This is a genomic window from Providencia sp. PROV236 (genome assembly GCF_033676985.1).
GTDB lineage: Bacteria > Pseudomonadota > Gammaproteobacteria > Enterobacterales > Enterobacteriaceae > Providencia > Providencia manganoxydans.
Genome location: NZ_CP096297.1, coordinates 2,444,195 through 2,458,798 on the forward strand (window position 1 = coordinate 2,444,195; position 14,604 = coordinate 2,458,798).

Consider the following 14,604-nt stretch of genomic DNA (forward strand, 5'->3'; position numbering starts at 1 on the left):
TTCATATCAATAACGAACTGTGTCTAAATTAGGTTTAAAATTAATAATTAAATGTCAGTTAGCGAACGACTATTACTTTCCCATCAATAATAGATAAATAAGGGTCTAATGAGAAAAAATCTCCATTCGGAGTTTGAATTTCGATTGGAGATATCCTGCCATAACCAACCTCATAACGGAAAAGTCGTCCATTCATATATGAATTTAATTCATATTCATTCCAATCAACAGGAGAATACCTATAACCTTGCTCAAAGAATTTTTTGAAATTCATCGAATCCCACATTTTCTGTGGGGTACTTCCCTGTTCCTTTGCTAAAATTTCCCACATACCTTTAGTCATTTCATAAATTTTATCTAAATCTTGCTGCTTAAACGCTTCTTGTAAAGATTGATAGAAGGCTTTAACCTGCGGGATATCTTTATCAGTAATAGGCCTTCCTTTAGTCCAATTCCAATCAGGCAAATCCTTCACTAAGAAGGTTTTTGTTATTTCAAGCATACCTTCTTCCGTACTATTAGCCCTAGGGCTACTACCGAAATAGTCTACTTTACTTGAATGAAAATTTTCATCTGGCTTAATTTCTTTATCTTCAACTATTAATTTAACACCAACCAAGGTAGTTTGATTATTTATTTCTTTAATTGTAGCAGAGCACCACATGTTATTTTTTAAGCTATCACTTGGCATCGTAACACTTAATGTATTAGCTCCATTATTAAGTAATGAGCTAATTGTTTTACTAACAATATAGTTACCTTGCGTCGCGTCTGTATTATCTGTTATCAGTATATCATTAACTTTCACCATACAAAAAGTATCATGGGCATTAAAGCTTACTACATAGTTTGTTTTCATTATACTTTCTGCATTTGAATTTGCTGTTAACATTATAACTCCACTGAAATAAATAAGTCTAACCCAACGTAAAACGCCACTCAGATTCATCTTTGTCCATCGCCTCATAAATCACCCATTTTTTAATGTCTTTATCAACACTAATTTTTCCATTTGTATTTACCTTTGATTTTCTAGAAACTTTATTATTACCAACACTATAATTATTATAAACTTTTGCAGTAATACCATCATGATAAATAACAGCAGTTAAATCATCACCTTTTTCTTTATCAAATTCGATCTGTAAAGAAGTTGTAATCTCAGCTCCGATCTCGAAAAACCCTTGAATCCCCCAATAATTCACCCCTGCTTCTAAATGAGCCTTGCCAATTAGTTCCCCTTGAAGTTTGATACTACGCCCATCTGACTCAAAATTTCCCTCATCATTAGTTTTGAAATTAAAGTTACCATGTAAACCGAAACTAAAAGTTAGCGTGAGTTCCATTGTAGCGTAATAACCTTCTTTTCCCTCTTCAACTTCTTCCTTTTTTTCTTCCAAAGATGCTCTCAAATCACTAACAATAAAATCAATGTGAGCATATGCTGCAAAAACAGTTAATAGGTCTAATGTGATTTGGAAGCCAAAAAGAGGAGCGAACCCAACTGACACATTTCCTTGTGTGATAACACCATAATCAGAAGATTGATGTGTTTTTATCCCACCATTGATGTTTAGTGTTGGATAGCAAAATTCAGTCTTAACTATAGGATACTTTACTTTATTTCCACTGCTTAATACTGAGCTTATTTTATCAAAGGCCATATCTATGCTATTGGTAAAGCTAAGCTTGTTTTTATGTTGAATAAATTCCTTTTTCAATTCTGCATTAAATGTAACTTCTTCATCCCCAGTAATACTAGTAATTTCACCTTTAATGCTTAATCCTCTCGTTATATCATATTTATGTGTTCGTTTAGTCCACCCTCCATGTGTAGGTTTATATCCCCGAGCAATATTTTTAGCTTTTTGCTCAGCTTGTCTATCATCACTTTTTTTATCTTTAATTTCTGATTCAAAACCCACTTCAACCTCAACCTTAAGTTCCCTATATAAAATAAGATCAAATTGCGCTGATGCTAAATGTCGTCGTCCTTCTTGAAAAAGCATCACAGCACCATGCGTCATTGGGCTAAAAGATGCTCTCAGCAACTTCATTGCTTTTGGGATAGTTAAAAATGGTACAGCCCCACATTCAGACAATCGCATACTATAACGCTGCCGATAGCGAGGATCATCAATAAAAGACTGACGATAAATAAAACTGTCTAATAATGAGATAGGATTATTTTCCCCAAGAGAAAATCCAGACATTGGTTTACGGTAACTAAGTACTCCATCTAAGCTTTTTTGAGCTGAAAAATCCGCGTATAGTGAACCATCTTCATTAAAAACATTTCCCATAGGACAACTCGGGTTATGAGAAACACAATTCATTGGCGTAGCCGTGAGCTTTAGTAGCACATTGCGCCCTTTCTTTGGTTCTATCAAATAGGTATATCGCTTAAAAAAATGATTTTCTTTACGATAAACATCTGTTTTATCTCCGAAGGTTATGGAAGCCTCCAATATACAATTAGGTGGAATATTACATTCCTGACAAGCCTTCCCCATCACTCCTGAGTATATCTTTTTTAATGATGACATAATCATTCCTTATGATTAATACATACTCAATACAATCAACTGTTATAACAGTTTTGAATACTATGGTAAGTAGATCATTGAAATAGGTTTTTAGCCAATATTCACACTAGAATTCCCAATCAATACGCCACCACAGCTGACAGCATCCCCATTTCTAGCAGCGGGTAGCCCATCAATAAACACAGATTCTGACCCTCCTGAAATAATGCGAGAATGGCCACCATGCGAAGCTAATCTATCACCCTGTCTAGCTACAGAACGCCCATCTACTTTTACCGTTGAAGAGCCTGAAATAACTTGTGTTGCTCCATATTTACCATGTCCTGTATCCATATCATCTATGAGAATTATTGCAGACATAATTTCACCTATTTTGGCTTAAAATCATCTTCATTAAGGTACTAAATAAGTATAAGAGTCATTATTTACTTCATAGTGACACTAATTACTAAAGCTAGGAATTTCAAAAAGCACGTCACTTGCTAGCTTAGATACACGATAGTCCCCAGAACCAACCTCACTCGCCAAACTACTTTTCCAATCCTCTGGCACATCTTCAAACCGATATATACGGTAAGTTATTAAGATGTAGCACAGCAGCATATAAGAGTGCTTATCGTGAATGCCATTGGCTTGGCAAAAATTCACCAATGCGTATGCCATTTCCCAACTGATCACTTGTGATTGGTCACTGTAATATTGGTCTAACTTCACGCTGTTCAGTGGCGGGCGCTCAAATGCTTTTACAATCCACTCATCTAAGCAAAAGGATTCATCCTCATCGATAATCGAAACTCGCGCATTTAGGAAAAAGTAACTAATCCGCCGTATAAATTGACGCTCAAACACTCCTTCAATATCCGCATATTGGCTAGCGGTGAACTTCATCAACTTACCGCTTTGTTTGACACTCTCAGGGTAACGGCGGCGCTCTAATTCAAAATCAGACTCTTCGTGCTCACCCCATAATTGCGTTTCCAGTTTTTTAATCGGCCCTAAAAATGTATGTAACCGCCAGTTATCAAACGTGCTGAGCACGTCCCACACATTACGCGGGTCGTAATAACGCCAAAATACCGGTTTGTCTTGACCGGGGATCATCACCATCAAATATTTACGCAGGTGCTGGCGCAGTTCACGCATGGTGGCTTGGGTGTACACATAAATGCCCCATGGCGTATCTCGTTGGCTGAGCCACTTTCTCACCTCAGGTGTCGCTTCCACCAAATACGGCGCAAGTTCAGCAATCTCTGGCTGGATAGGCTCGCTGTACAAGCAGCTGGCAGGCGGATCGAGCTCTTCCAACATCGTAAAAATATCCGGTTCAGAAGCTGCATCGATAATGGCATAGCAGGTATCTAATTTTGCCATTATTCCTCCTCCTCTTGGGTCTCTTTCATTGGGCAATGTGCCACAAAGGCGGCACCTGTGCTGGCAGCAGCTTTCAATACCGCTGGATTGGTGGCTTGTAAAATATCCCCTGGGCTGCCTCCTGAATTCAGGTTAATCGCAGGACCTTTAATATCAACGCCACCACTGTGGATCACCACAAAACTACCACCGACTTTCAAGGTGATTTTACTGCTGCTTTGCAACGTGATATCCCCTCGCGCATTGGTGCTAATCACCCCTTGCACGGCTTCAACACTATCGCCCTCGATCGTGGTGTGCTGGTCACCATCAACTTTGCTCTGATAATTGCCCGTGGTTTTATGCGCTTGATTGCCTTCAACGGTGACAGTACGGTTATTGGCGATCACCAGCTCATCGTCATGACCAATACTGGTGGTGCGGTCATAATTAATCCGTTCACCGCGCGAATTCAGGACATTAATGGCTAAGTTCTTCTGCGCATGCAGATAGATTTCTTGTTTGCCGTTATAATCCTCAAAGCGCAGTTCATTGAATCCCTCACCTTTGTGGGTTTTGGTACGAAACGTGGTGCGCGTCTTGTCTTTGGGTAAGTCTATCGGCGGACGATTTCGACCATTATAGGTACAGCCGGTTATGATGGGTTTATCTATGTCATTGTTTAAATAGGATATTATGACCTCCTGCCCGATTCTGGGGATCGCCATAAACCCAAATCCATCGCCGTTCCAACCCTGTGCGACTCTCACCCAGCAGGATGCGCTGTGGTCGGGCTTTCCGCGTCGATCCCAATGGAAATAGACCGTCACCGCCCCTTGTTCATTGGTGTAGATTTCTTCCCCCGGCGGTCCTACTACCGTCGCAAGTTCATTGCCATCGGCAGTCGGTTTATAACGGTACGGTGGGCGCCACTCTTGGGTGCTTGGCATAAAGGTGATGCTGTTGCTCAGCTGGGTGCCTTGACCGCCGCTGTTGTCGGCAAGCGGTTGTACGCCGTGGTGATGCGCAGTGACCACTTGCCAATCATCGTTCATCTTGCTGCTGGGGTGGTTGCTCAGCGAGAAAATTCGCCCCGGTGCCAGTTCGATACAGTTGCTCGAGGCCGTACCCACTTCACGGTTGTTTTGCGATTGCTCGTAACGAATTTGATTGAACACGTTGCCTTCGGCGTCGTCTTGAAAGCGTCCGTAGCTTTCAAACACTTCGTGTTGTTGGTGATTTTCACCCGTCACTTGGTGGCTCAGCGGGTGAGACGGGCGCAGTTGATTGTAATCTTTATCAATACGAATATCGCTGCACAGGTTTTCTACATAACGCCATGCGGTCACCGTGCTGTCAGTGATATCGGTCTCCGATTGTGGGTTATAGGTCAGGTGCAGTCCCGCCTTCATCCCCAAATGGCGGTCGCTGTAAAACATCATCGAACCTTCCTCAAACCAGAAGGTGATGCCTTCTTCAGCCGCGAGGCGGCACCAGAAATCGAACATCGTTTCGCGCTTTTGGGTAATATAGCGGCGTTCAAGATGCTCTTCGGGGTGATACAGCAACTTGTCGTTGGGAATATGCGCTTCCTGTAATAAGGTGTTGAGCACCTTCGGCACCGTGGTGTTTTGGAAGATGCGGCTGTCTTGTTTAAGGGTCATCACCCACATTTCAGGGCGAATAACAAACTGATACCACGTCTTCACCCCGTCAGTATTTCCCTGCTCAACGCTCGCCAATAACCCCTCAATTTTTCGGGTGACTATCCCTTCTCGCATCACCGTGAGTGAGCATTTATCCCCCAGTACTCGCTTAAAATCGATATTGGGCAATGGACTCACCGCTTGAATGGTCAGGGTGAACAGTTCCGACAACCCTTCGTGCAAGTCAAATTGGGTGACTTGAAACGTGCCTTCGGGAAGATTGGCAATTTGACACGTAAATACCAACCCTGAATAAAGCTTACGATTGGCTATCGCCTCGTAGATATCAATGCCACTCGCTTGAGGCTGGTTAGCGAGGGCCGAGCCTGATGGCACATCAAGGCGTGGCGGCTTGGTTTTATTCACTAACGATTGCCAGTGGTTCGCGGCTTTTTCCGCATCGGATAAGCTTTTTTGGGTATCTCCCACAAACATGTCGCTCCATGATGGTGATTTGGGAACCGCCTAGCCGAAAGACAAATCATAATAAAATAATTATTAAAATTTAATTTATAAAAAATTAATCAATTAGTGATTTATTATTATTCAAGCTAAAATATGGCGGTAATTTAAGGTAACACTTTGTAAATACTCATGATTGATGTATTTAATATGATAGGAATATCAATTATTGTATAGTCATTGAAGCCATCCAAACATTTTGATTAATGAGAAGTGAAGCCTTTCATTCGTCACCTCATATTTAATCATTTAGTTAATCGTCTAGATGTAACTGGAAGTGTAGTAAGTATATCGCTTAATAAAAAGTAGGGCTCACTGTTATCCTACCTCATTATCATACTGGTCTGAGCGCATATTCAACAATATGCGCTCTTTTTATTTATAATAAAGAATCAAATACTGTGTTTCTTAAAATCTCTTGGGCGAAAGCCTAATGCAAATAACGCTGCAAAATAACTACCTGCACCAATGATCACCACAAATATTAAACGTAATAAACGCATGGCCATATTGCCTTGCTGCCATTCGGGCATAAATTGCAATACTCCAAACAGTACAGCCGCCATAACTAGTAGCGCAATGATTAATTTAACGATAAAACCACGCCAACCTGCTAGCGGTTTAAAAATTTCTTGCTTACGCAGCTGCCAGTAAAGAACACCTGCATTGAAACAAGCCGCTAGACCTATTGAAAGTGCAAGACCTGCGTGCTTCATTGGGCCAATAAAGGCTAAGTTCATCAATTGCGTTAAAATTAGTGTCACAATTGCTATTTTCACTGGAGTACGAATATCCTGACGTGAATAGAAGCCTGGCGCTAAGATTTTCACTAAAATCATACCAGTAAGACCAACACAATAAGCCATTAGTGCATATTGCGTCATCAGCGAGTCATGAGCAGTAAATTTATCATATTGGAATAGTGAAACTGTGAGTGCTTCAGAAAGAATAGCTAGGCCAATCGCACAAGGCAGCGCTAGCAATAAACATAAACGCAATCCCCAATCCATTAAGTGACGATACTCTTGGTGGTTACCACTGGTAAAACTTTTTGATAATGAAGGTAATAAAATAGTCCCCAGCGCAACACCAAGTACCCCTGAAGGCAGTTCCATGAGCCTATCGGCATAATACATCCATGAAACTGACCCTGATTGGAGAAAGGATGCAAAAATAGTATTGATGATCAGTGAGATTTGACTGACAGATACCCCTATAATTGCAGGTCCCATCATTTTCATTACTCGCCAAACACCGCTGTCACGAAAAGAGAGTCGGGGCAGTACCAACATACCAATTTTCTTCAAATGTGGTAGCTGATAAACCAATTGCAGCACACCACCCACAATGACGGCCCAAGCCAATGACATCACTGGCGGATCAAAATAAGGGGCGGCAAAAGCGGCGAAGAAAATCATACTGACATTTAATAATGTCGGCGCGAATGCCGGTACCGAAAAACGGTTCCAAGTATTTAAGATCGCCCCAGCCAGTGAGGCCAGTGAGATTAGAAAAATATAAGGAAAAGTGACACGCAATAAATCTGTCGTTAAGGCAAATTTATCTGCATCTGTTGTAAAACCAGGTGCGGTAATATAGATAACCCATGGCGCTGCTATCATACCTATAACAGTCACAATCGCTAATGCAAGGGTTAACATCCCTGAAATATAAGCGACAAAGGTACGTGTTGCTTCATCTCCTTGTTGGTTCTTATATTCCGCTAATATCGGTACAAACGCTTGAGAAAACGCCCCTTCGGCAAAAATACGCCGTAATAAGTTAGGCAGTTTAAATGCAACAAAAAAAGCATCTGCCGCTGCGCCGGCACCAAAGACTCGAGCAATGATAGCATCACGGATAAATCCAAGTACCCGTGACATCATGGTCATGGAACTTATCGCAGCTAACGATTTTAATAAATTCATGATTGGTAGACTAAAAGAAAACAATCGTGTCAGTTTAACAGCGCGAAGCATAACTGACTACGATTGAATGTCAAAATCAGCTTTTACCTATTATGACTTGAGAGACTTCCATTTTTCATAGGTCAGTGCAGTTAATACGTGATCACGCCACTGACCATCAATTTGCAAATACTGTTTTGCGTAACCTTCACGTTCAAAACCAAGGCGGGCCAACAAATCACCGCTACGTATATTATGCGGCATATAATTTGCCATAATACGATGTATTCCTTGATGTTGTTGCATATAACGAATCGATTGTACTAGGGCTTCATACATCAATCCCTGTCCTTGCCATTTTTCACCCAATGAATAGCCTAAATAACAAGCATGGAAAGCGCCACGTAATACATTGCTGAAATTCGCGACCCCCATCACTTCATTTTCTTGGCTATCTAACAATAAAAAATGAAATGCATTACCTTGACGATGCAATTCTGACATCAGTTGTAAACGATTATTCCAACTAGATGGATTAAAATGCGAGCTATCTCGGGTTGGCTCCCAAGGCTTTAAGAAGTCTTTATTTTCGCTGTAATAATCGGCTAATCGATAACCATCACGCTCATATGCCAACCTTACAACCATTCTTTCTGTCACAAGACGTACTTTAGGCTCATTTGATCGATAACCAAACATCGTTAACCCTTATAAAATTAAAATAACCAAAGACTGCACAACGATAAAAATGAAGCATCAAAAATAGGCAGGTATTACGATAAAAAAATATCATCTTCCTTTCTATATTCTACTGATATTATTGATGAGAAACATTAAGAATCCTTCCTTGTTTGTTATTTTTTACAATGGTGTGTCATGGCACAGGTGTCACAGGCGAGAAGCCTAGGTAAATATTTTTTACTCCTAGATAATATGTTAGTCGTTCTAGGTTTTTTCGTTGTCTTTCCATTAATTTCGATTCGTTTTGTCGATCAACTAGGTTGGGCTGCTGTTATTGTTGGTTTTGCATTAGGCATCCGACAATTAGTCCAGCAAGGGCTTGGTATCTTTGGCGGTGCTATCGCAGACCGTTTTGGCGCCAAACCCATGATTGTGATTGGTATGCTATTACGCGCCAGTGGTTTTGCATTAATGGCTGTGGCTTACGATCCATGGGTGCTATGGTTGTCATGTATACTTTCTGCTTTAGGTGGTACTTTATTTGACCCACCAAGAACTGCTTTAGTGATAAAACTGACTCGCCCTTATGAGCGTGGTCGTTTTTATTCACTGCTTCTAATGCAAGACAGTGCAGGTGCTGTTATAGGTGCACTTATTGGTAGTTGGTTACTTCAATATGATTTCCACTATGTATGTTGGGCCGGTGCTGCTGTATTTGTTATTGCCGCGATCTTCAATGCTTGGTTACTGCCTGCCTACCGTATTTCAACAACGAGAACACCAATAAAAGAAGGAATGGGACGAGTCCTGAAAGATAAACGCTTTGTCACTTATGTTGTGACTCTGGCTGGCTATTTTATGTTGTCAGTGCAAGTGATGCTCATGTTCCCTATCGTGGTTAACGAGCTAGCTGGTACACCTACCGCAGTAAAATGGATGTATGCCATCGAAGCTGCTATATCACTAACACTGCTTTACCCTATTGCACGATGGAGTGAAAAATATTTCCGCCTTGAACAACGCTTAATGGCTGGATTATTGTTAATGAGTTTAAGCATGTTCCCTATTGGTATGACAAGCTCTCTGCATGTGTTATTTGGCTTAATTTGTCTGTTCTATTTAGGTACGGTAACTGCGGATCCCGCAAGAGAGACTCTCAGTGCATCACTCGCTGATCCTCGTGCTCGCGGTAGTTATATGGGCTTCAGCCGATTAGGGTTAGCTTTAGGTGGAGCAGTAGGTTATACAGGCGGTGGCTGGATGTATGATATCGGCCATCAATGGAATATGCCGCAATTACCTTGGTTTTTACTTGGTATTATCGGTTTTATTACCTTGTGGGCACTACATAAACAATTTAACCGTAAAAAAATTGAATCAGCCATGTTAAGCGGTTAAGGGCAATACTTTTGCTATCTAATCGCCTGTTAAATTAAATTGTTTCCGACTGAAATTCCCCCGTAACGACAATTATAGGATAAGATAATAGTGTTACAGTAAAAGGAGCATTTATGAAACAATTTATATTGGCTGCAATGATTGGCTGTTTTACTTTACTCACAGGTTGTAGCCAGCTAACTGAGTTTTCTATTAGCGAAGGAACCATTAATAATTACCTAGCAACTAAGGTTAAATACAACCACAATGTGGGAATTTCTGGCGTCGCTGATGCAGACATTCAGTTAGCTAATTTAAAATCAGAAATTGGTCGAACAGAACCGGGGATGATTGCCCTTACTGGTGAAGCTACTGTCAATTTGGATTCGCTACTGGGTAAAACCAGCGCTAAAATTGAACTAACACTAACTGCTCGCCCTTATTTTGATGCTCAAGCAGGCGCGATTTACCTGAGAGAACTGAATATTAGTCAATATAAAGTGATCCCTGAAAATATGGATACCGCTATCTCAGCAGTGATCCCATATCTTAATAGCTCACTAGGAACCTTCTTTGAAACTCAACCTGTTTATGTGTTAAACCCTGACAATAGTGCTGTTGAAGCAACCGCTAAAAAGTTAGCTAAGGGTATCGAAGTAAAACCGGGTAAGATAATTATTCCATTAGTTGACTGAGCTCCATAAGTTTTTTCGATTGATAAAAGCACAAAAGGCAACGGTTTTAACACGTTGCCTTTTGTATTTATACGTTTACTCGTCATACTTCAAATTACAGTGTTGTTGACTACGCTCATTCGCACTAGTCACCTACCTAGTAGGCTCCTAGCGACTCACTCGCTTGTTGCCTAACTGCACCTCGAATTATTTAGAGTATATACCTATTAATCATCAAAAACTTTTGTGACAATAAACGTGACGCTGTCACTCAGACTCTAATTCATCTCTCAATGCAATGACTGCATCTCGAGCAATTTGTGCCAATGTACGATAAAAGGCAGTTGAGGCATGAGCCTCCATTTTACCTAAAAATGTCCCGTACCAACTCAGAATAAAGCTATCAAATAACTCAATTTGAGCCGCCGTTTCATCTTCTGCGGCTTGATCTTCAAGCCAAGAAGCCGCTAATAACAATGATCCAAATGCATCCGTTCTTGCATTTGTTACTGTCATTCCACGTTCAACTAAAAATTCACGGATCTCAGCTTCTGCAATTTCAGCATCATAGTCATGGGCAAAGACTGAAACGGCGGCTGTTTCCCCTACAAATAGAGTCTGATAGTCAGCCACAATCGCTTTCATTTCAACTGATTTTGCCATACGAGCCCATAACTCATCCTGTTCTAATGGCCATGATGCCTTTAATTTGTCTTGGGCGATCATCTCAAGCAATGGTTTCACCAGACTATCATCAGGAGAACGCTGAAATAATGTTCCTAAGATACGGCAGACAATTGAAAATTCATTCATATATAATCCCTGTTTTGCGATATGCGATAACCAACCCTTACTATACTCTCTATAATTCGAGGTGCAGTTTAGCGGCAAGTGAATGAGTCGCTAGGAGCCTACATAAATTGGTGACTGCCACGAATGGACGTAGTCACTATCTCTTAATGAAAAGCGCTGCAATTTGAAGTATGACGAGTATAAAATAGTATATTAGTAACCACGTCCCATATCTACTATCCCGAAAGGTTGTTGCCCACTTTCAATTCGCTTAATATTATCGCTGATCATATCCATAGCTTCTTGGGGCACTGTGATCGCGGCAATATGTGGTGTGATAGCAACGCGAGGGTGGGTCCAGAACGGATGCATCTGCGGTAATGGTTCACTCGCAAAGACATCTAAAGACGCCCCAGCCACCTGGCCTGATTCAAGTGCAACTAATAAATCTTGCTCAATTAAATGAGAGCCGCGAGCAAGGTTAATGATATAAGCCTTTTGTTGCAGCTGGCTAAACAGTGATTGGTTTAAGATCCCAACAGTTTGTGGCGTACTAGGTAATAAGTTGATAATGACACGAGTCCCCTGTAAGAAATCACTTAACTGCTCTTGCCCATGGTAACTTATGACTTTATCAATTTGCTTTTCACTTCGGCTCCATGTTCTCACATGAAAACCAAACTCAACTAATCTTTTAGCAACCGCTTGCCCCAGTGCCCCTGCGCCCATAATACCAACCACAAAATCTTCATGTCGATTTGCAGGAAGCGGTTTCCATTGACGCTGTGATTGGAATTGGCGATATTCATCCATGCGACGAAAGTAATAAAGTACTTTTGCCATTGCATATTCTTCCATTTGTAGAGCCATGCCTGTGTCTTCTAAACGCATTAATGGCACACCCGCTGGCAATGTTCCTGGATTTTCATGCTCTTGTTTTAAAATCGCATCAACCCCCGCCCCAAGCGCAAAAATGCCTTTCAAGTCTTTTCGCCCCGCTAAACATTCATAAGGAGGCAACCAAACCATGGCATAATCTGCCTTTTGGTTATCCCCTTTTACCCATTGGCGTATGTTGGCTTGTGGAAGGCGAGTTTGCATGCCCTCTATCCACTCGTTAGCATCAAAAGACGGATGATAAAATAGAATATTCATGACAACTCCTTTTATGTTTACCCACAGAGTGTGATGAAAATGTCTTACTTTCAAGCGAATAGAATGATAGATAGTCATTCCGATTGATATTTTGTTAAGCAGCTTACGAATTTTAAAATTAGTGCTTGAAGTTTAAATTAACCATCAATTAATCATACAAGATTAGATAATAGCCAAACTGCTTTATATTTAGCTAAACAAGCAATAAAACAGTAAAAAAGAATAAATAGGGAGTTGACGCAAGCCACGCTTTTCCCTATAGTAGCGCCCCGTTGTAGGACAAGTTATTTTGCCCACAACGAGAAATTAAAAATACGGTGAGGTGTCCGAGAGGCTGAAGGAGCACGCCTGGAAAGTGTGTATACGGCAACGTATCGAGGGTTCGAATCCCTCCCTCACCGCCATTTTTAATTAAATTCCTTATTGGTTATTTCTGCTCTGTCGTTAACTCACCTTCTGTTTTACCCACTTTGTTTTGTTGTTGAGATTGGTATTCTTTACTAATATCTTCCCATAATTCAGCATTCTCAACGCCCGCGACTTTAGGGTCAAATATAGGGTCAATACCCAGTTTTTCTTGTCGTTCATAATCACGTAATGCTCTCAATGCGGGTTTAGATAAGAAAACAATCGCAATTAAGTTAAGGTAACTCATACTACCAAAACCAATATCGCCTAAACTCCACATCATACTCACGGACTGAACACTTCCCATAAAGAGGATGACTAAGAAAACTAGCTTTAATATCAACTTTAAAACAGGGTATTTAAGCTTACGATCTAAATAAACAATCGTTGTTTCAGCGATATAGTAATATGCCATTAACGTGGTAAATGCGAATAAGAAAACAGCAATAGCAACAAAACCAGACCCCGCAGATTCAAATACCGTTGATACCGCCATTTGTGTCCATGCAGTTCCCGCAGCAACCCCCGGCACATGCTCAACCAATGCAGAGGCAGCGCCATCAGGGAAAACGTTATACATATTAGTGACGAGGATCATCAGCCCTGAAGCCGTACACACTACAACCGTATCTATATAGATTGAAAAGGCTTGTATTAACCCTTGTTTTGCCGGATGGCTCACTTCCGCAGCTGCCGAGCTGAATGTTGCCTCACCAGCGCCCGCCACATTAGAAAATACCGCTCTACGTACTCCCCAAGAAACGGCTGTACCGACAATGCCACCAAATACCGCATCCATCCCTAATGCACTACGGAAAATCAGTCCAAACATAGCGGGAACTTTCTCATAGTGGCTACCTAATATAATCACCATCATGATAATGTAAGCGACAGCCATTAGTGGCACGACTTTATCAGCAGCGCTGGCAATTCTTTTTACTCCACCAAAAATCAGCCAAGCCATTAACACGGTCACGATCGCACCAGTTACCATGGGTGGAATGTTAAATGAGGTTTGAAAAGAATCGGCTATGGTATTGGCTTGGATCCCCGGCACCAATACGCCATATGATAAGCAAATTACTGCCGCCACAATAATAGCAAACGGTTTGAGTTTTAACCCTTTTTCAATGTAATAAGGCGAGCCACCACGATATTGCCCATCAGAACGCTGTTTATATATTTGAGCCAGTGTTGATTCAATAAATGCACTTGCACCCCCTAATAAGCCCATGACTACCATCCAAAATATGGCTCCCGGACCACCAGCGGCGATGGCTGTCGCCACCCCTGCAATATTACCAACACCAACACGACCGGATAATGCGAGGCAAAACGCTTGGAATGATGATATTCCTTCTTTTGAGGCTTTATTTTCTTTCAGTAAGCAAACCATTTTAATTAAATAGCGAAACTGAACACCACGTGTAGCTAATGTAAAGTACAACCCAACACCTAGTGATAAAATCACTAAGGCATTACCCCAAATGTATCCAACGAGCGTATTCACGATGGCTTCCATATGAGTACTCCTTCGTTATTGTAA

General features: G+C 41.1%; 12 protein-coding genes and 1 tRNA gene. 3 read left to right on the top strand and 10 right to left on the bottom strand.

Features of this window, described 5'->3' with window-relative positions:
• Positions 1 to 58 precede the first annotated feature (58 nt).
• The 7 genes from M1E96_RS10900 to rimJ form a co-directional block, all read right to left on the bottom strand.
• Positions 59 to 892, bottom strand: coding sequence for a hypothetical protein (locus M1E96_RS10900; protein WP_337979368.1), 834 nt, complete (start codon positions 890 to 892; stop codon positions 59 to 61).
• A 25-nt stretch (positions 893 to 917) separates the two neighbouring features.
• Positions 918 to 2,546: a hypothetical protein gene (locus M1E96_RS10905; RefSeq protein WP_369426999.1), complete on the bottom strand. Its 1,629-nt coding sequence runs from the start codon at positions 2,544 to 2,546 to the stop codon at positions 918 to 920.
• A gap of 90 nt (positions 2,547 to 2,636) precedes the next feature.
• Positions 2,637 to 2,906 carry a PAAR domain-containing protein gene (locus M1E96_RS10910; protein ID WP_337979370.1) on the bottom strand — a complete coding sequence of 90 codons (270 nt, stop codon included), beginning with the start codon at positions 2,904 to 2,906 and terminating at the stop codon, positions 2,637 to 2,639.
• A gap of 81 nt (positions 2,907 to 2,987) precedes the next feature.
• The gene (locus M1E96_RS10915) at positions 2,988 to 3,917 is read right to left on the bottom strand and encodes a DUF4123 domain-containing protein (RefSeq protein ID WP_337979371.1); all 930 of its coding nucleotides are present in this window, start codon (positions 3,915 to 3,917) and stop codon (positions 2,988 to 2,990) included.
• Positions 3,917 to 6,037, bottom strand: a complete 2,121-nt coding sequence (locus M1E96_RS10920; protein ID WP_369427000.1) for a type VI secretion system Vgr family protein — start codon at positions 6,035 to 6,037, stop codon at positions 3,917 to 3,919. The genes M1E96_RS10915 and M1E96_RS10920 overlap by 1 nt, the downstream gene beginning before the upstream one ends.
• Positions 6,038 to 6,456: 419 nt before the next feature.
• A complete protein-coding gene (murJ, locus tag M1E96_RS10925) occupies positions 6,457 to 7,992 on the bottom strand; it encodes a murein biosynthesis integral membrane protein MurJ (RefSeq protein ID WP_272579760.1) in 1,536 nt (511 codons plus the stop codon).
• 90 nt (positions 7,993 to 8,082) lie between these two features.
• Positions 8,083 to 8,670 (bottom strand): ribosomal protein S5-alanine N-acetyltransferase, encoded by a 588-nt coding sequence (rimJ, locus tag M1E96_RS10930; RefSeq protein WP_272579759.1) that lies wholly within the window; start codon positions 8,668 to 8,670, stop codon positions 8,083 to 8,085.
• Between the two features lie 177 nt (positions 8,671 to 8,847).
• On the opposite strand from rimJ, the gene mdtH reads away from it, so the two are divergent.
• Together mdtH and M1E96_RS10940 are read left to right on the top strand one after the other, a co-directional pair.
• Positions 8,848 to 10,050, top strand: a complete 1,203-nt coding sequence (gene mdtH, locus M1E96_RS10935) for a multidrug efflux MFS transporter MdtH (RefSeq protein ID WP_070929632.1) — start codon at positions 8,848 to 8,850, stop codon at positions 10,048 to 10,050.
• Between the two features lie 113 nt (positions 10,051 to 10,163).
• Positions 10,164 to 10,724: a lipoprotein gene (locus tag M1E96_RS10940; RefSeq protein ID WP_070929633.1), complete on the top strand. Its 561-nt coding sequence runs from the start codon at positions 10,164 to 10,166 to the stop codon at positions 10,722 to 10,724.
• A 246-nt stretch (positions 10,725 to 10,970) separates the two neighbouring features.
• Here M1E96_RS10940 and M1E96_RS10945 read toward each other — a convergent pair whose 3' ends face one another.
• Both M1E96_RS10945 and ghrA read right to left on the bottom strand, forming a co-directional pair.
• Entirely contained in the window at positions 10,971 to 11,516 is a 546-nt protein-coding gene (locus M1E96_RS10945; RefSeq protein ID WP_272579758.1) for a molecular chaperone, read from the bottom strand.
• A gap of 192 nt (positions 11,517 to 11,708) precedes the next feature.
• Positions 11,709 to 12,650 (bottom strand): glyoxylate/hydroxypyruvate reductase GhrA, encoded by a 942-nt coding sequence (gene ghrA / locus M1E96_RS10950; RefSeq protein WP_272579757.1) that lies wholly within the window; start codon positions 12,648 to 12,650, stop codon positions 11,709 to 11,711.
• Positions 12,651 to 12,966: 316 nt separating this feature from the next.
• Between ghrA and M1E96_RS10955 the strand changes: the two genes are divergently transcribed.
• A tRNA-Ser gene (locus M1E96_RS10955) sits at positions 12,967 to 13,054 on the top strand.
• 23 nt (positions 13,055 to 13,077) lie between these two features.
• On the opposite strand, the gene M1E96_RS10960 is transcribed toward M1E96_RS10955, so the two are convergent.
• Positions 13,078 to 14,580, bottom strand: coding sequence for a sodium:alanine symporter family protein (locus M1E96_RS10960; protein WP_140179260.1), 1,503 nt, complete (start codon positions 14,578 to 14,580; stop codon positions 13,078 to 13,080).
• Between the last annotated feature and the right edge of the window lie 24 nt (positions 14,581 to 14,604).